Source organism: Kribbella sp. NPDC049174, assembly GCF_043197365.1.
GTDB lineage: Bacteria > Actinomycetota > Actinomycetes > Propionibacteriales > Kribbellaceae > Kribbella.
In genome coordinates, this window is sequence record NZ_JBICSZ010000001.1 from 1,034,235 (window position 1) to 1,051,017 (window position 16,783).

Annotated in this window: 18 protein-coding genes; 15 read left to right on the top strand and 3 right to left on the bottom strand. The window is 69.7% G+C overall.

What is annotated here, in order from left to right:
* Nucleotides 1-52 precede the first annotated feature (52 nt).
* Both ACGFIF_RS04750 and ACGFIF_RS04755 read left to right on the top strand, forming a co-directional pair.
* Nucleotides 53-1,873, top strand: coding sequence for an ABC transporter ATP-binding protein (locus ACGFIF_RS04750; protein ID WP_393151462.1), 1,821 nt, complete (start codon nucleotides 53-55; stop codon nucleotides 1,871-1,873).
* On the top strand, nucleotides 1,870-3,666 hold the full coding sequence (locus ACGFIF_RS04755; protein WP_393151465.1) for an ABC transporter ATP-binding protein: 1,797 nt from the start codon (nucleotides 1,870-1,872) through the stop codon (nucleotides 3,664-3,666). Before ACGFIF_RS04750 ends, ACGFIF_RS04755 begins: the two co-directional genes overlap by 4 nt.
* An 87-nt stretch (nucleotides 3,667-3,753) precedes the next feature.
* Here ACGFIF_RS04755 and ACGFIF_RS04760 read toward each other — a convergent pair whose 3' ends face one another.
* Nucleotides 3,754-4,074, bottom strand: a complete 321-nt coding sequence (locus tag ACGFIF_RS04760) for a Fe-S cluster assembly protein HesB (RefSeq protein WP_393151467.1) — start codon at nucleotides 4,072-4,074, stop codon at nucleotides 3,754-3,756.
* 139 nt (nucleotides 4,075-4,213) lie between these two features.
* Between ACGFIF_RS04760 and ACGFIF_RS04765 the strand changes: the two genes are divergently transcribed.
* Nucleotides 4,214-5,080 carry a GNAT family N-acetyltransferase gene (locus tag ACGFIF_RS04765; protein ID WP_393151469.1) on the top strand — a complete coding sequence of 289 codons (867 nt, stop codon included), beginning with the start codon at nucleotides 4,214-4,216 and terminating at the stop codon, nucleotides 5,078-5,080.
* On the opposite strand, the gene ACGFIF_RS04770 is transcribed toward ACGFIF_RS04765, so the two are convergent.
* Nucleotides 5,077-6,183 carry a dipeptidase gene (locus ACGFIF_RS04770; RefSeq protein WP_393151472.1) on the bottom strand — a complete coding sequence of 369 codons (1,107 nt, stop codon included), beginning with the start codon at nucleotides 6,181-6,183 and terminating at the stop codon, nucleotides 5,077-5,079. The two genes, ACGFIF_RS04765 and ACGFIF_RS04770, sit on opposite strands and share 4 nt — an antisense overlap.
* Nucleotides 6,184-6,272: 89 nt before the next feature.
* On the opposite strand from ACGFIF_RS04770, the gene hisI reads away from it, so the two are divergent.
* The 12 genes from hisI to ACGFIF_RS04830 all read left to right on the top strand — a co-directional run bounded on the left by hisI (nucleotide 6,273) and on the right by ACGFIF_RS04830 (nucleotide 15,765).
* Nucleotides 6,273-6,602: a phosphoribosyl-AMP cyclohydrolase gene (hisI, locus tag ACGFIF_RS04775; protein ID WP_393151474.1), complete on the top strand. Its 330-nt coding sequence runs from the start codon at nucleotides 6,273-6,275 to the stop codon at nucleotides 6,600-6,602.
* Nucleotides 6,603-6,720: 118 nt separating this feature from the next.
* Nucleotides 6,721-8,217, top strand: a complete 1,497-nt coding sequence (locus tag ACGFIF_RS04780; protein WP_393151475.1) for an anthranilate synthase component I — start codon at nucleotides 6,721-6,723, stop codon at nucleotides 8,215-8,217.
* On the top strand, nucleotides 8,217-8,741 hold the full coding sequence (locus tag ACGFIF_RS04785; protein WP_393151477.1) for a Trp biosynthesis-associated membrane protein: 525 nt from the start codon (nucleotides 8,217-8,219) through the stop codon (nucleotides 8,739-8,741). Before ACGFIF_RS04780 ends, ACGFIF_RS04785 begins: the two co-directional genes overlap by 1 nt.
* A gap of 55 nt (nucleotides 8,742-8,796) precedes the next feature.
* Nucleotides 8,797-9,051, top strand: a complete 255-nt coding sequence (locus tag ACGFIF_RS04790; protein WP_393151479.1) for an HGxxPAAW family protein — start codon at nucleotides 8,797-8,799, stop codon at nucleotides 9,049-9,051.
* Between the two features lie 13 nt (nucleotides 9,052-9,064).
* Nucleotides 9,065-9,871: an indole-3-glycerol phosphate synthase TrpC gene (trpC, locus tag ACGFIF_RS04795; RefSeq protein WP_132211948.1), complete on the top strand. Its 807-nt coding sequence runs from the start codon at nucleotides 9,065-9,067 to the stop codon at nucleotides 9,869-9,871.
* Nucleotides 9,872-9,969: 98 nt separating this feature from the next.
* Nucleotides 9,970-11,181: a tryptophan synthase subunit beta gene (gene trpB, locus ACGFIF_RS04800; protein ID WP_393151481.1), complete on the top strand. Its 1,212-nt coding sequence runs from the start codon at nucleotides 9,970-9,972 to the stop codon at nucleotides 11,179-11,181.
* Complete coding sequence (gene trpA / locus ACGFIF_RS04805; RefSeq protein WP_393151484.1) at nucleotides 11,174-11,995, top strand: tryptophan synthase subunit alpha; 822 nt, start codon at nucleotides 11,174-11,176, stop codon at nucleotides 11,993-11,995. Before trpB ends, trpA begins: the two co-directional genes overlap by 8 nt.
* 7 nt (nucleotides 11,996-12,002) lie before the next feature.
* On the top strand, nucleotides 12,003-12,665 hold the full coding sequence (locus ACGFIF_RS04810) for an SCO family protein (protein WP_393151486.1): 663 nt from the start codon (nucleotides 12,003-12,005) through the stop codon (nucleotides 12,663-12,665).
* Nucleotides 12,666-12,667: 2 nt separating this feature from the next.
* Nucleotides 12,668-13,153 (top strand): MauE/DoxX family redox-associated membrane protein, encoded by a 486-nt coding sequence (locus ACGFIF_RS04815; RefSeq protein ID WP_393151488.1) that lies wholly within the window; start codon nucleotides 12,668-12,670, stop codon nucleotides 13,151-13,153.
* The gene (locus tag ACGFIF_RS04820; RefSeq protein ID WP_393151490.1) at nucleotides 13,150-13,863 is read left to right on the top strand and encodes a DsbA family protein; all 714 of its coding nucleotides are present in this window, start codon (nucleotides 13,150-13,152) and stop codon (nucleotides 13,861-13,863) included. Before ACGFIF_RS04815 ends, ACGFIF_RS04820 begins: the two co-directional genes overlap by 4 nt.
* Before the next feature lie 89 nt (nucleotides 13,864-13,952).
* A complete protein-coding gene (lgt, locus tag ACGFIF_RS04825; protein ID WP_393151492.1) occupies nucleotides 13,953-15,011 on the top strand; it encodes a prolipoprotein diacylglyceryl transferase in 1,059 nt (352 codons plus the stop codon).
* Nucleotides 15,004-15,765, top strand: coding sequence for a VIT1/CCC1 transporter family protein (locus ACGFIF_RS04830; RefSeq protein WP_393151494.1), 762 nt, complete (start codon nucleotides 15,004-15,006; stop codon nucleotides 15,763-15,765). Before lgt ends, ACGFIF_RS04830 begins: the two co-directional genes overlap by 8 nt.
* Here ACGFIF_RS04830 and ACGFIF_RS04835 read toward each other — a convergent pair.
* Nucleotides 15,762-16,772, bottom strand: coding sequence for a 1-aminocyclopropane-1-carboxylate deaminase (locus ACGFIF_RS04835; RefSeq protein WP_393151496.1), 1,011 nt, complete (start codon nucleotides 16,770-16,772; stop codon nucleotides 15,762-15,764). The two genes, ACGFIF_RS04830 and ACGFIF_RS04835, sit on opposite strands and share 4 nt — an antisense overlap.
* Between the last annotated feature and the right edge of the window lie 11 nt (nucleotides 16,773-16,783).

Sequence of the window (16,783 nt, forward strand, 5' to 3'; positions counted from 1 at the left end):
ACTGTCCTGGAGCGTGTTGCCCGTGCCGCCGAAAGTCCCAGACAAGGGGAGCGTGACCCGGAGGGGCTTCGCGGTCCTGAGGGTCGCGATCTGGGAGGAGCCATGGATCTTCGCCCTGTCCGTGCTGGCGAGCATGTTGTACGGCGCGATGACCGTGGCCGACGGATGGGCGCTCGGGTGGGCCACCGATCACGTGGTCCAGCCGGCGCTGGAGAGTGGTAACACCACGTTCGGTGCGATCGCCGGGCTGATCGCGCTCTTCCTCGGGATCGCGATCCTGCGGGCCATCGGAGTGGTCGGCCGGCGGATCGGGGCCGGCATCATGCAGTACCGGCTGCAGGCGACGTACCGGCGCCGCGTCACCCGGCAGTACCTGAAGCTTCCGCTCGAGTGGCACCACCAGCACTCGACCGGCATGTTGCTCTCGAACGCCAATGCGGACGTGGAGTCGATCTGGTTCGTGATCGCGCCGCTGCCGATGGCCATCGGTGTGCTCGCGATGCTGGCCTTCGCGACCGTCGCGATGTTCGCGGCCGATGTCTGGCTGGCGCTGGTCGGCTGCCTGGTGTTCCCGCTGGTGTTCGTGGCGAACGTGATCTTCCAGCGCTACCTGCAGCCGCTCGCGACCCGCGCGCAGCAGCTCCGTGCCGACGTCTCCGAGGTCGCGCACGAGTCGTTCGACGGCGCGCTGGTGGTGAAGACGCTGGGCCGCGAGGCCGCCGAGACCGAGCGCTTCCGGACTCCGACGTACGCGCTGCGGGATGCGAACATCGCGGTGAACAAGGCCCGCGGCGTGTTCGACCCGGTGATCGACGGTCTGCCCCGGCTGGGCGTGCTCGCGGTGCTGCTGGTCGGTGTCGGCCGGGTGCAGTCCGGCGCGGCCGACCCCGGTGACGTGGTGCAGGTGGCGTTCCTGTTCACGCTGATCGGGTTCCCGATCCGGGCGCTCGGCTGGGTGCTCGGCGAGTTGCCGCGATCCGTCGTCGGGTGGGACCGCGTCCAGCGGGTGCTGACCGCCGAGGGCGGGATGGAGTACGGCGCCGCGAAGCTGACGTCGACCAAGGCGGCCCGGCTCGAGGTGTCCGACGTACGGTTCGGCTACCTGCCCGAGCGGGACGTGCTGACCGGCGTGGACTTCACCGTCGAGCCCGGCCGGACGGTCGCGATGGTCGGTCCGACCGGCGCGGGGAAGTCGACGCTGATCACGCTGCTGACCCGGCTGGTCGACCCGGAGGAGGGTGCGATCAAGCTCGACGGGCTCGACCTGCGCGACCTCGCCCGCGACGAGCTGTCCGGTTCGGTCGCGCTGGTGGCGCAGACCGCGTTCCTGTTCGACGACACGATCCGCGGCAACATCACGCTCGGCGGCGACTACAGCGACGAGGACGTCTGGGACGCGCTCCGGATCGCCCAGGGCGACGGCTTCGTCAAGTCGATGCCGGACGGGCTGGACACCAAGGTCGGCGAGCGCGGTACGACGCTGTCGGGTGGCCAACGGCAACGCATCGCCCTGGCCCGGGCCCTGGTACGACGACCACGGCTGCTGATCCTGGACGACGCGACCAGTGCGGTCGACCCGCAGGTCGAGGCGCGGATCCTGGCCGGGCTGCGGTCTTCCGTCCAGGACTCCGAGGCCGCGACGACCGTGCTGGTGATCGCCTACCGCAAGGCGACGATCTCGCTCGCCGACGAGGTGGTGTTCCTCGACGAGGGCCGGATCGCAGCGCAGGGCACGCACACCGAGCTGCAGCAGAGGTCGGCCGCCTATCGCGAGCTGGTCGACGCGTACGAGAAGGATGCCGCCCGGCGACAGGAAGAGGCGGACCTGGCCGCCGAGATCGACGACTTGGACGCGGAAGGAGCTTCCGCATGAGCACGGTAGAGACGAGCCGGCTGGATCACGGCGATGACGCGGGCGGGATGGAGACGCTGCGGCAGGGCGTGCGAGTGTCGCCCGAGCTGGGTCAGGGCTGGTGGATCACCGGGCTTCTCGCGCTGGTCATGACGGGCGGGCGGATCGTAGTACCGATCGCTGTTCAGCAGACGATCGACAAGGGGCTGTCCGGGCCGGGCGGGCCGGACATGTCCTTCGTCGTCTGGATGTGCGTGGTCTGTGCGATCGCGATCCTGGTCACCGCCGTCGCGTCGTACCTGACCACCGTGCGGCTCGCGATCAACTCCGAACGCGGTCTGGCGACGATGCGGATCAAGGCGTTCCGGCACGTGCACGACCTGCCGGTGCTGACCCAGAGCACCGAGCGGCGGGGCGCGCTGGTCAGCCGGGTCACGTCGGACGTGGACACGGTGTCGCAGTTCCTGCAGTTCGGCGGGTTCATCTTCCTGGTCAGCATCGGGCAGATGCTGCTCGCGACCGTGGTCATGTTCATCTACTCGTGGCAGCTCGCGCTGGTCGTGCTGATCTGCTTCATCCCGCTATTCGCCAGCCTCAAGTACCTGCAGCGGCTGATGTCCGCGGCGTACGGCGTGGTCCGGGCGAAGGTCGGCGACATGCTGTCCGCGATCGCCGAGCCGGTGGTCGGCGCGCAGGTGGTCCGGGCGTACTCGATCGAGAAGCGCACCCAGGACCGGATCGACGCCTCGATCGAGGACTACCGGCGGACGGCGACCCGCGCCCAGGCGATCACCGGTCTGACGTTCTCGATCGGTGGTCTCGCGGCCGGTCTGGCGAACGCCGGGGTGCTGACGGCCGGCGTACTGCTCGGGGTCGACGGGGACGCGACGCTGGGGGAGATCCTCGCGTTCATGTTCCTGGTGGCGCTGTTCTCGGACCCGGTGCAGATCGCGACCCAGGTGCTGACCGATGCGCAGAGCGCCTTCGCCGGCTGGCGGCGGGTGCTCGGGGTGATCGCGACGCCGGCCGACGTGGTCGACCCGGGCGAGTCGGGAGTCGTGCAGGCGCGCGGGCCGATCTCGGTGCAGTTCTCGGACGTGGACTTCGCGTATCCGGAAGGCGAGCTGGTCCTGCGGGATGTCGACGTACGACTGGAACCGCATCGGCGGGTCGCGGTGGTGGGGGAGACCGGGTCGGGGAAGACGACGTTCGCGAAGCTGCTGACCCGGCTGATGGATCCGTCGTCGGGTGCCGTCCTGCTGGACGGGGTGGACGCGCGGGAGATCTCGTTCGCGTCGCTGCGGGAGCGGGTGGTGATGGTGCCGCAGGACGGGTACCTCTTCGACGCGTCACTCGCGGAGAACGTGCGCTTCGGGCGGCCGGAGGTAACGGACGCTCAGCTGCTGGAGGCGTTCGAGTCGCTCGGCCTGACGGACTGGCTGGATTCGCTGCCGGACGGGCTGGAGTCGCCGGTGGGTCAGCGCGGCGAGTCGTTGTCGGCGGGTGAGCGGCAGTTGGTCGCGCTGGTCCGGGCGAATATCGCGGACCCCGATCTGCTGGTCCTCGACGAGGCGACGTCGGCGGTCGATCCGGGCACCGAGGTCCGGGTCAACGCGGCGCTCGAGCGGCTGATGGCGGGGCGGACGTCGGTGACGATCGCGCACCGGTTGTCCACGGCGGAGGCGGCCGACGAGGTGCTGGTCTTCGACAACGGCGAGATCGTCGAGCGCGGTCCGCACGCGGAGCTGGTCCGGGCAGGCGGGGTGTACACCCGGCTGCACGACAGCTGGATCGCCCAGCGCAGCGCGCTCTAGAACACGCTGCACCAGGGTCAACGCGCGCAACGGCCGGGACCGCGGAAAGGGGCCGGTCCCGGCCGTTGCGCGTGCGATCAGGTCGACTCAGGGAGTCGGGGCGGCACCGTTCTCCCGGCCCGTGCCCGGCTGGGGCACCAGCAGGAACTCGACGCCGCCCTTGTCGTCGACCGCCGCGTCCAGGATCTTGTCGTCGAGCGCCGTCGCGGCGTTCTCCTCGAGGAAGACCCGCGCGCCACTCTCCTCGACCACCTGGTCACCCGGGCGCGGCGCTTCCGTGGTCGTCACCGCGAGCGCGGGGTTGGCCGGGTCCTCCTGCGAGATCCGTACCCCTGCACCCTCCGGCGCACCCTCGACGCCCGTGATGCTCTTGATCACCAGCGTCGCGTTCTCGGTCAGCGTCAGCACAACTACTCCAACCTCTAGGAATCACTGAGCCCGCCCCGTGCCCGATCCCCCCGACCCCAAACGGGGCGTGGGCCAGGTCACCCGGCTGCTCGCCGGAAAGTCGGGTGCGACTGTCGGTGGGGTGGTGTGTGATCGGGGTATGGCGATTGGGATGGATGTGCCGGGGGTCGACGGGCTCAGCGACGTGGTGCGGGTGTTGCGGGAGTGGCAGTACGACGGAGCAGTGGTGCAACTGCATCCGGGGGATCTGGGGTGGTACTGGCGCTTCGGCGGGGAGCAGACCGCGGCGGCGACCAGGACGTGGAGCCGGGACGGGGAGACCCTGGCGGTCGGGATGCTGGACGACCCTGAGCTGCTGCGACTGGCGATCGCGCCGGAGGTCCAGCACGACGAGGAGCTGGCGCGGCAGCTGGTCGAGGACCTGTCGGAGCCGGAGCGCGGCGTCCTGATCGAAGGCAAGGTGTACGTCGAGGCGCCGCTCGGATCGCTCGTGCAGGACCTGCTGATCAAGGACGGCTGGGAGCTCGACGAACCGTGGATTCCGCTGCGGCGTGACCTCAGTGAGCCGGTGCCGGACCTGGGTCTGCGGATCCAGGTGGTCGGGCCGGAGCAGGCAGCCGAGCGGACCGCGATCCAGCGGGCGTCGTTCGACGGGTCTACGTTCACCGACGAGCGCTGGCACGCCATGGCGGCCGGAGCGGCGTACGACGACGCGCGGTGCCTGATCGGCCGCAACGCGCAGGGCGAGGCGGTCGCCGGCGTGACGGTCTGGTCCGCGGGCCCTGGCAAGCCGGGGCTGATCGAGCCGATGGGAGTGCATCGGGCCCATCGCGGTCATGGCTACGGCCAGGCGATCACGGTCGCGGCGGCGCGCGTCCTGCGCGAGCTGGGTTCGTCCAGCGCGGTCGTGTGCACGCCCGCCTTCAACGTCGGCGCGGTCGCCACCTACAAGTCGGCCGGGTTCGAGCCGTTGCCCGAGACCCGGGACGTGTACCGGACGGCCTAGCCGGCCGCCTCGTCGGACGCGCGGAGCACGCGGAGAATGTTGCCACCGGCAAGTTTTGCCAGTTCGGCGTCGTTCCAGCCGCGGTCGGCCAGTGCCTCGAAGAGCCTGGGGTACGACGCCACGTCGGCCAGCCCGGTCGGGAACTCCGGGCACCCGTCGTAGTCGCCGCCGATCCCGATGTGGTCCACCCCGGCGATCCCGCGGACGTGCTCGAAGTGCTCCACCACGTCGTCGAGGGTGACCTCGGGCTTCGGTACGTCGTACGCGTCGGCCAGCTTGAGCTGATCGGCCGGGTTGAGCGGATTCAGCTCCGGCACGGCCTCCCGCGCACCCGCGATCCAGTCGACGTACCGCTGCGACACGAACGCCGGCACGAACGTCACCATGCAGACACCCTCGTTGCGCGCGAGCGTCTCGAGGACGTCGTCGGGAGCGTTCCGCGGTACGTCGCACACCGCCCGCGCCGACGAGTGGCTGAAGATCACCGGCGCGCTCGTCACCCGGAGCGCGTGCCGCATGGTGTCGGGGGAGACGTGGGACAGGTCGACCAGCATGCCGATCCGGTTCATCTCCCGGACGACCTCCTCGCCGAAGTCGTTCAGCCCGCCCAGCATCGGCTCGTCCGTTGCGGAGTCCGCCCAGGACACGTTGTTGTTGTGCGTCAGCGTCATGTAGCGCACCCCGAGGGCACGCATCACACGCAGGACGCCGAGGGACTCGCCGATCGAGTGGCCGCCCTCCATCCCCATCAGCGACGCGATCCGGTCGGCCTTGATCGCCGCCTCCACGTCGTCGGCCGAGGACGTCAGCTCCAGGTCCGCCGGGAACCGCTCGACCAGTCGCCGGACGAAGTCGAGCTGCTCGAACGTACGCCGTACGGCGTCAGCGTCCTGCGGCACCCACAGCGACCAGAACTGGGCACCCACATGGCCCTCTCGCAGCCGGGGCAGATCGGTGTGCACCTGGGGGACCGGACCGCTCAGATCGTGTGCGTCCAGGTCGTAGTCGCACAGCTCGTAGAAGGCGATCGGCAGATCGTTGTGCCCGTCGACCACCGGGTGCTCCTGCAACAGTTGCCGGACCCGTGCCTCACTCGTCGTCATTGCGCCATCCTCTCAGTCCGGGCAGCGGTAGGTGTTCATGCAAGGGCACCGTGTGCAGGGCACGACTTGTGATCGGCGACAATGGACCGGTGAGTATCGACGAGCTGACCTTCGACGCGGCCGGGCTGATCCCGGCAGTGGTACAGCAGTACGACACGCGTGAGGTCCTGATGGTGGGCTGGATGGACGCCGAGGCGGTACGCCGTACCGCGGAGACCAAGCGGAGCACGTTCTGGTCCCGCAGCCGGCAGGAGTATTGGGTGAAGGGCGAGACCAGCGGCCATCGTCAGCACGTCAAGCAGATCCTGGTCGACTGCGACGCCGACACCCTGCTCGTCCTGGTCGACCAGGAAGGCCCGGCCTGCCACACCGGCACCCGAAGCTGCTTCGAGCACGGCGAGATCGAGGTCGCGCTGTGACTGTGCTTTTGGCCGGGCCTCCGGCGCCGGCAGGGTCATGGGGCCTTGGCTCCCGGTCTTCCCTCGTCGCTCCAGTCGCTGCGCTCCCTACGCTCCTCAGTCCAGGCCGGGAGGCCCCATGACCGACGCCAACCCGGCTATCGAAACCTTCCGTGAGTACGCCAAGGACCGCCGTGTCATTCCGGTGACGCGGCGGCTGCTCGCGGATGCCGAGACGCCGATCGGTGTCTACGGCAAGCTCGCCGCCGAGCGTCAGGGCACGTTCCTGCTCGAGTCGGCCGAGAACGGCGGCGTCTGGTCGCGGTACTCGTTCATCGGTGTCCGCTCGGCCGCGACCCTGACCGAGCGCGACGGCGAGGCCGTCTGGACCGGCAACCCACCGGTAGGCCTGCCGCAGACCGGTGACCCGCTGAAGGCGCTCCGCGAGACGCTGGAGATCCTGCACACCCCACGGCTGCCGGACCTGCCCCCGCTGACCGGCGGCATGGTCGGCTTCCTCGGGTACGACGCGGTCCGCCGGCTGGAGCGGTTGCCCGACACAACGACCGACGACCTCGGCCTGCCCGAGCTGACCTTCCTGTTCGCCACCGACCTGGCCGCGCTCGACCACGAGACCGGCGAGATCTGGCTGATCGCGAACGCGGTGAACTGGGACGACTCCGACGAGCGGGTCGACGAGGCCTACGCGGACGCGGTCCGCCGCCTCGACGCGATGGAGGCAGACCTGGCGCAGCCCACCCCGTCGTACGTCGTCCGGGCCGATCGGTTCGCGGAGCCGGATCCGCACCGGCAGCGGTCCAGCGCGGAGTACCGGGAGGCGGTCGAGCACGCCAAGGAGGAGATCCGCGCGGGCGAGGCGTTCCAGATCGTCGTGTCCCAGCGGTTCGAGCTGCAGACCACCGCGACCGCCCTGGACATCTACCGGGTGCTCCGCCGGTCGAACCCGAGCCCGTACATGTACCTGGTCCGCCTGGACGGTTTCGACATCGTCGGCTCCAGCCCCGAGGCGCTGGTCAAGGTCACCGACAACAAGGTGATCCTGCACCCGATCGCCGGCACCCGCCGCCGCGGCGTGACGCCGGAGGAGGACCACGCGCTGGAGGTGGAGCTGCGGGCCGACGCGAAGGAGCGGGCCGAGCACCTGATGCTGGTCGACCTGGGCCGCAACGACGTCGGCCGGGTCTGTGCGCCCGGGACCGTCGAGGTCGTCGACTTCATGGACGTACGGCGCTACAGCCACGTGATGCACCTGGAGTCGACGGTCACCGGGCAGCTGGCGGCCGGTAAGACCGCCTTCGACGCGCTCACCGCCGCGTTCCCGGCCGGAACGTTGTCCGGAGCACCCAAGCCGCGGGCGATGGAGATCATCGACAAGCTCGAGGTGACCCGGCGCGGCGTGTACGGCGGTGTGGTCGGCTACCTCGACTTCGCCGGTGACGCCGACACCGCGATCGCCATCCGGACCGCGGTGCTCCGCGGCACGACGGCGTACGTGCAGGCGGGTGCGGGCATCGTCGCCGACTCCGACCCGGCCGCCGAGGACGCGGAGTGCCGGACCAAGGCGGCCGCCGTACTCAACGCGATCGCGGTCGCGGGAACCTTCAGTGACGTGTGATGAGGCCACAGCGACTCGTTGACCTGCTGGCGGTAGTAGCCCTGGTCCTGCTCGGCCTGTCGGCGTACCTGCCCTGGACCACGGTCAACGACACGGAAACCTTCAAGGGCTACGACCTGACCCGCGCACCGGTCTTCCTGGCTGTGGCGGGAGTGGTGGCCGTGATCGTGACCAAACTGGCCGGTACTGCGCTGCGCCGCGTGCTGGCCGTCGTGGTCGTGCTGCTGGGCGTGCTGGCCGTCGCGGTCGCGTTCCAGGTCCGCCCAGGACTCGAGGAACTGACCCGGCTGCGGCCGGCGCTCACGCTCGGAACCGACTCGTTCGAGATCACCACCGGAGTGGCTCCCTGGTTCGCGCTGGCCGGGGGAGTGGCACTGGTCGCGGCCGGGCTGCTCGCCGTACTGACAGCGCATCGCTGGCGGCGGGCGACGGCGCGCTACGAGCGTGATCCGGCCGCCGCGGGGTCCGATCACGGGGCCGATCAATGGAAGGCGATCGACGCCGGGGAGGACCCGACTCTCTGATCGCGGCGGGCTACCGCCACAATAGGACGGGACGACAACGAGGAGTGGCGCCACTATGGACAAGACGACGGCGGATCAACCGGTGACGCAGGTGAGCGAGGAGGCTCATGACCTGCACGGCAACAGCCCGGCGGCCTGGACCGCCGTGACCATCGTGCTGATCGCTTTCACCGTGGGCGCCATCGCGATGGTGCTGGGGCCGAACTGGCTGCTGTTCTGGATCTCGGTCGCGATCGCCCTGGTCGGCGCACTGGCCGGCAAGGTGCTGCAGCTGCTGGGCTTCGGGGTTCCGACCGACGACCGGCACTGAGGGGCGGACCGACATGACTGTGCTTGACGACATCCTCGCTGGGGTCCGGGAGGACCTCGCGGAGCGCCAGGCGCGGGTCAGCCTGGACGACCTGAAGCTCGAGGCGCAACGCAAGCCCGACGCCAAGGACCCGATGCCGGTGTTCCGCGGCGACGGGATCGCGATCATCGCCGAGGTGAAGCGGTCCAGCCCGTCCAAGGGCGACCTGGCCGAGATCACCGACCCGGCAGCGCTGGCCGGGGAGTACGAGGGCGGCGGTGCGGCCGCGATCTCGGTGCTGACCGAGCAGCGCCGGTTCAACGGCAGCCTGGACGACCTGCGCGCGGTCCGCGGCCGGGTCGACGTACCGGTGCTGCGCAAGGACTTCATCGTGTCCTCGTACCAGCTCTGGGAGGCCCGGGCGGCCGGTGCCGACATGGCCCTGCTGATCGTCGCGGCGCTGGAGCAGGAGGCGCTGGTCTCGCTGATCGAGCGGGCCCATTCGATCGGGCTCTGCCCGCTGGTCGAGGTGCACGACGAGGAGGAGACCCGGCGTGCGGTGGATGCCGGAGCTCAGCTGATCGGCGTGAACAACCGGAACCTGAAGACCCTCGAGGTCGACCGGGACACCTTCGCCCGGGTCGCGCCGACGATCCCGACCAACCTGGTCCGGGTGGCGGAGTCCGGGGTTCGCGGCCCGCATGATGTAATCGAGTTCGCGCGCGCCGGGGCCGATGTCGTCCTCGTCGGTGAAACCCTGGTGACCGGCCGCGATCCTCGCGCCTCGGTCGCCGACCTGGTCGCTGCCGGATCGCACCCCGCCATTCAGCAGCGGCACTAGAGTGTCCTGGGCGCCGGTAGCGCCGAGCTACACCGCTCCCAGGACACTAGACCCCCGCGCCGTAAGGCCGGCCCGGGGTACTTGGAAGGCTTTTACGGATGACAACTGTGCTGCCCGACCAGTTCGGGCACTTCGGCCGTTTCGGCGGCAGGTTCATGCCGGAGGCGCTGATCGCGCCGCTCGACGAGCTCACCACGGCGTGGCGGGAGGCGATGGCCGACCCGGTGTTCACCGGTGAGTTCGAGCGGATGCTGCGCCAGTACGTCGGTGCGCCGAGCCTGCTGTACGACGCGACCCGGCTGTCCGACGTGGCCGGTGCCCGGATCCTGCTGAAGCGCGAGGACCTGAACCACACCGGCGCGCACAAGATCCGCAACGCCATCGGTCAGGCCCTGCTGACCAAGCGGATGGGCAAGCACCGGGTGATCGCGGAGACCGGCGCCGGCCAGCACGGCGTAGCGACCGCGACCGCCTGCGCCTACCTGGACCTCGAGTGCGTGGTCTACATGGGTGAGGTCGACACCGAGCGGCAGGCGCTGAACGTGGCCCGGATGAAGCTGCTCGGCGCCGAGGTGATCTCGGTGAAGACCGGCAGCCGGACGCTGAAGGACGCGATCAACGAGGCGCTGCGCGACTGGGTCGCCAGTGTCGACAAGACGCACTACATCCTGGGCACGGCGGCGGGTTCGCACCCGTTCCCGGCGATGGTGCGCGACTTCGTCCGCGGCATCGGCGACGAGGCCCGGGAGCAGTCGCTCGAACTGCTCGGCAAGCTTCCCGACGCCGCGGTCGCCTCGGTCGGCGGCGGGTCGAACGCGATCGGCCTGTTCGCCGCGTTCATCCCGGACGCGGACGTGAAGCTGTACGGCATCGAGCCCGGCGGTGACGGGTTCGACACCGGCCGGCACGCGGCCACGATCAGCGCGGGCCAGGTCGGCGTACTGCACGGAGCGCGGTCGTTCCTGCTGCAGGACGAGGACGGGCAGACGCTGGAGTCACACTCGATCTCGGCCGGGCTGGACTACCCGGGTGTCGGCCCGGAGCACGCGTGGCTGGCCGAGACCGGGCGGGCGTCGTACCGGCCGATCACGGACGCCCAGGCGATGGAGGCGTTCAGGCTGCTGTCCAAGACCGAGGGCATCATCCCGGCGATCGAGTCCGCGCACGCGGTCTCCGGTGCGCTCGACATCGCCAAGGAATTGGGGCCGGAGGCAACCATTCTGGTGAACCTGTCCGGTCGCGGGGACAAGGACATGGACACGGCCGCCACCTGGTTCGGCCTGGCCGACAAGGAGACCGGTCGTGAGTGAGCTCGTTGCCCTGGGCAAGGCCGGGGCCGCGGTCCGGAAGGCGAACGGCGAGGGCCGGGCGGCCCTGATCGGCTACCTGCCGGCCGGCTTCCCGTCGTACGACGGTGGGATCGACGCGATCAAGGCGATGATCGACGGCGGTGCCGACGTGCTCGAGATCGGCCTGCCGTACAGCGACCCGGTGATGGACGGTGTCACCATCCAGCGCGCGAGCGAGGTCGCGCTGGCCCACGGTCTGCGGACGCGCGACGTGCTGAGCACGGTCGAGAAGGTCGCGTCGTACTCCGACGTCCCCGTACTGGTGATGACGTACTGGAACCCGATCGAGCGGTACGGCGTGGATCGGTTCGCCGTGGACTTCGCCGGTATCGGGGGAGCGGGGCTGATCACGCCCGACCTGATCCCGGACGAGGGTGCGGAATGGATCGCGGCCGCGGACAAGAACGACCTGGACAAGGTGTTCCTGGTCTCGCCGTCGTCCACCGACGAGCGGATCCGGCTGACCACGTCGTCGTGCCGGGGCTTCGTCTACGCCACCGCTGTGATGGGTGTCACCGGGGCGCGGGAGAAGCCGTCGGACCTCGCTCCGCCGTTGGTGGCGCGGACCAAGGCGGTCACCGGACTCCCGGTCGGCGTCGGCCTCGGAGTGTCGAACGGCGACCAGGCAGCCGGGATCGCGGCGTACGCGGACGCGGTGATCGTCGGCTCGGCGCTGGTCAAGGCCGCCGCCGACGGTCCGGCCGCCGTCCGTGCGCTCACCGAGGAGCTGGCCGAAGGTGTCCGACGGGAACCCAGCACGGCCGCCGGTCGTTAGACACGCCGTGAGTCGAACCAGGAACGCGGCCGTTCTGCTTGCCGCGGTGGCTCTGCTCGCCCTCGCGGGCTGCAGCGGCGGCAAGGACAAGGAGCAGGCGGACAACCCCGGCGGTGCGATCATCCGCACCACCCAGTACCCGAACGGGTTGCGCGGGGCGACGCTGGACCGGCCGTACTCCTTGCCCACAGCGACCTTGACCGACACCGGCGGCAACCAGTTCAACCTGGTCACGTCGACCAAGAAGCCGGTCACGCTGGTGTTCTTCGGCTACACCAACTGCCCGGACGTCTGCCCGACCGTGATGGCCGACGTGGCGTCCGCGCTGACCAAGCTGGACGCGCCGGTGCGTGACCAGGTGCAGTTGCTGTTCATCACCACCGACCCGTCCCGCGACACCGGGCCGGTGATGCGCAAGTACCTGGACCGGTTCGACCCGTCGTTCGTGGGGCTGACCGGGTCGCTGACCCAGATCAAGGACATCGCCAAGGCGGTCGGCGTACCGGTGGAGGGCATGAAGAAGCTGCCGTCCGGCGGGTACGAGGTCGGCCACGGCGCGCAGGTGCTCGGTTTCGGAAAGAACGACAAGGCGAACGTGCTGTGGTTGTCGAACGCCGCCATCGGCGACCTCGCACACGACTTCGGGAAGCTGGTGGAGGACAACCAGTGAAGGTGAAGCACCAGCTTTGGACCCCCTGGGTGTCGCTGGCGGCCCGGCTCGTGCTCGGCGGTGTGATGCTGGTGGCCGGTGCGCTGAAGGTGACCGATCCGGAGACCGCGTCCCAGGCGGTCCGGGCCTACGACCTCCTGCCGTCCGCGCTGGTCGCCCCGGTCGGCTGGGGACTGCCGTTCCTGGAGATCGCGATCGGATTGCTGTTGATCGTCGGTTTCGGTGTCCGCGCCGCGGCCGTGGCCGCGGGTGTTTTCATGGTCGTGTTCATCGCCGCGGTGGCCTCCGCCTGGGCGCGCGGTCTGGCGATCGACTGCGGCTGCTTCGGCGGCGGTGGACAGGTCGCCCCGGGTGAGACGAAGTACCTGCAGGAGATCCTGCGGGACGTCGGCCTGCTGCTGCTGGCAGTCTGGCTCTGGTTGAGCCCGGTGAGTAAGTTCGCCCTCGAGTCCGATCCGCACACCCCGACAGGAGTCCCCGCGTCGTGAGCAAGACCAAAACCCCCGTGAACCCGCTGCTGCAGCAGAAGAAGCGGCGGATCACACCCGGGATCGTCGTGGTGATCGTGCTGGTGCTGGCGCTGGCCGGCGGGGTCGGCGTGCAGTACTGGCGCAGCCACTCCAAGGTCGAGGTGAGTTCGAACGGCCGCCCCGAGCCCACCGTGATCCAGGGTCCGGGCACGAGCGGCAAGGGTGTCACCGTCGGCACGGAAGGCGCCAAGGCGCATATCGACATCTACCTGGACTTCCGCTGCCCGCACTGCGCGGAGTTCGAGGAGCGGACCGGCGCGACCGTCGACAAGCTGGTCCAGGACGGCACCGCCACGCTGACCTACTGGCCGCTGACCTTCGTGAACCCGGACGCCTCGCCGCGGCTCGCGAACGCGTTCGCCGCCGCGGCCGCGAACGGCAAGGCGCTCAGCTTCGCCGACGAGATGTACGCCGACTTCGCCAAGTCCTGGACCACCGACCAGCTGATCGAGCTGGGCAAGCAGCTGGGGATCGACGACCCGAAGTTCGAGCAGGCGGTGCGTGACAACACCTACCTCGGCTGGCTCGACACGGTCTCCAAGGCCGCTGACGACCGCGGTGTCACCGGGACGCCGACGGTCTACGTCAACGACAAGCAACTGGACGCCGACAACCTGACCGGCGAGGGCCTGCAGAAGGCCGTCGACGAAGCGGTCGCGGCCGGCTGAGGCCTCGTGGACGCTGACGCACTGAGTCCCCATCGTGACCATGAGTTTCTGGTCGCGGTGGGGCCGGTCGAGTAGCGTTCCTGGTTGCCATGTCTAGTCTGATCCCCGCCGTGATCGTTCCGGCGTTCATCCCAAGCCCCAGCCAGGGTGTCTGGCACCTCGGCCCGCTGCCCATCCGCGCGTACGCGCTGTGCATCCTGGCGGGTATCTTCGCCGGCTACTGGCTCGGCCGGCACCGCTGGGTCGCCCGCGGCGGTTCGCCGACGGTGCTGGCCGACATCATGTTCTGGGCCATCCCGTTCGGTCTGGTCGGGGCCCGGATCTACCACGTCATCACCGACGCCGAGCTGTACTTCGGCGAGGGCAAGAACCCGATCGACGCGCTGAAGATCTGGCACGGCGGCCTCGGTATCTGGGGCGCGGTCGGCTTCGGCGCGCTCGGTGCCTGGATCGCCTGCCGCCGGGCCAAGGTGCCGTTCCTGGCGGTCGCGGACGCGATGGCGCCCGGGATCGCGCTGGCCCAGATCCTCGGCCGGTTCGGGAACTACTTCAACCAGGAACTGTTCGGCAAGCCGACCGACCGGCCGTGGGGCCTGGAGATCGCCTTCGACAACCGGCCCATCGGGTTCAAGGACTTCGCCACCTTCCACCCGACCTTCCTGTACGAGGCGATCTGGAACCTCGGCGTGATCGCACTGGTGATCCTGGCCGGCCGCCGGTTCCAGCTCGGGCACGGCCGCGCGTTCTTCCTCTACGTGGCCGGCTACACCCTCGGCCGCGCATGGATCGAGAACCTGCGCATCGACACCGTCAACCACTTCCTGGGCCTGCGCCTGAACGTCTGGACCTCGATGGTCCTCTTCGTCCTCGCGGTGGTCGCGTTCGTCATCAGCGCCCGCCTCCGCCCCGGCATGGAAGACATCTCTGTGGGCCCCGCCGCCGGCCAGCCGCCGGCAGAAGCCACCAAGCCCACCGGCGACGAGCCAACGCCGGAAGCTGACGAGACCAGGCCGGCTGACGAGACAGATGCTGACCAGCAGGCTGAAGCCGAGGACTCGGCGTCGCCTGAGGTGAAGGACCAGACCGACAAGACAAAGGTTCAAGCGACCAGCACGAACGGGGCCGAGACAGACGGGTCTCGTGACTGACGATCGGATCTCAGCTTCCGAGGGCGACCCGAGCGGATCGCCCCCGGAAGTCTCCGCCGAACACCACGGGGACCACACCCACCGGGACGTGAACGGCGGCTGGCTGCGGCCGGCCGTGTTCGGCGCGATGGACGGGCTGGTGTCGAACTTCGCGTTGATCGCCGGCATGGACGGCGGCACCGAGTCCGGTTCGGGGTTCATCGTGCTGGCCGGGTTGGCCGGCCTGGCCGCGGGTGCGTTCTCGATGGCGGCAGGGGAGTACACCTCCGTCGCCTCGCAGCGCGAGCTGGCCCGGGCCGAGATCGAGGTGGAACGCAAGGAGATCCAGCGGCACCCGATCGACGAGGAGATCGAGCTCGCCGAGACCTACCGGGCCAAAGGCCTCGACCCGGACCTCGCCAGCAAGGTCGCCAAGCAGTTCCACACCGACCCGGAACAGGCGCTGGAGGAGCACGTCCGCGAGGAGCTCGGCATCGATCCCCACGACCTGCCGAACCCGTTGCTCGCGGCCGCGTCCTCCTTCATCTGCTTCGCGGTCGGCGCGTCCATCCCGCTGCTGCCGTACCTGCTCGGCGCCGGCAACGTCGTACCGGCCCTGATCCTGTCGCTGACCGGCCTCTTCGTCTGCGGTGCCGTCGTCTCCCGCGTCACCACGCGTTCCTGGTGGTACTCCGGCCTCCGCCAACTGATCCTCGGCGGACTGGCCGCAGCCCTCACCTACTTCGTCGGAACCCTGGTCGGCCCGAGCATCTAGGCCCGGAAGAGTCCGCTGTAGGCGTTCAGCGCGGGCTGTCCGCCGAGGTGGGCGTAGAGGACGTTGGAGTCGGTCGGGATCTCGCCGTTACGGATCAGGTCGATCAGGCCGGCCATCGACTTCCCCTCGTAGACCGGGTCGATGATCATCCCCTCGAGCTGACCGGTCAGGCGGATCGCGTCGAGGGTCGACTGCACGGGTACGCCGTACAGGTCGCCGGCCCAGCCCTCGAGCACGGTGATCTCGTCCTCGCGCAGGCCCCGGTCAAGCCCGATCAGCTCCGCGGTGGCGCGGGCGATCCGCTCGACCTGATCGTGGGTCTCCTTCAGCTTGGCGCTCGCGTCGATGCCGAGCACGCGCCGGGGCCGGTCCTGGCCGGCGAAGCCCGCGATCATGCCGGCCTGGGTCGACCCGGTCACCGCGCACACGATGATCGTGTCGAAGAAGACGCCGAGCTCACGCTCCTGCTGTTCCACCTCGTAGGCCCACTCAGCGAACCCGAGTCCGCCGAGCCGGTGGTCGGACGCACCGGCCGGGATCGCGTACGGCGTACCTCCGCGAGCCTCCACGTCCGCCAGCGCCTGCTTCCAGCTGTCCTTGAACCCGATGCCGAAACCGGCCGGGTCGAGCCGAACCTCCGCACCCATGATCCGGCTGAGCAGGATGTTGCCGACCCGGTCGTTCAGCGCATCGGGCCAGTCGACCCAGTTCTCCTGCACGAGGACCGCCTTGAGCCCGACCTTCGCGGCGACCGCGGCGACCTGCCGGGTGTGGTTGGACTGGTACCCGCCGATCGACACCAGCGTGTCCGCGCCCTGGGCCAGCGCGTCCGGGATCAGATACTCCAGCTTCCGCGTCTTGTTCCCGCCGTACGCGAGCCCCGAGTTGCAGTCCTCCCGCTTCGCCCAGATCCTCGCGCCGCCAAGGTGCGCAGTGAGCCGATCGAGCGGATGCACCGGGCTCGGCCCGAACAGCAGGGGGTAACGCGGGAAGTCAGCCAGTGCCATGGTTCCTCCGA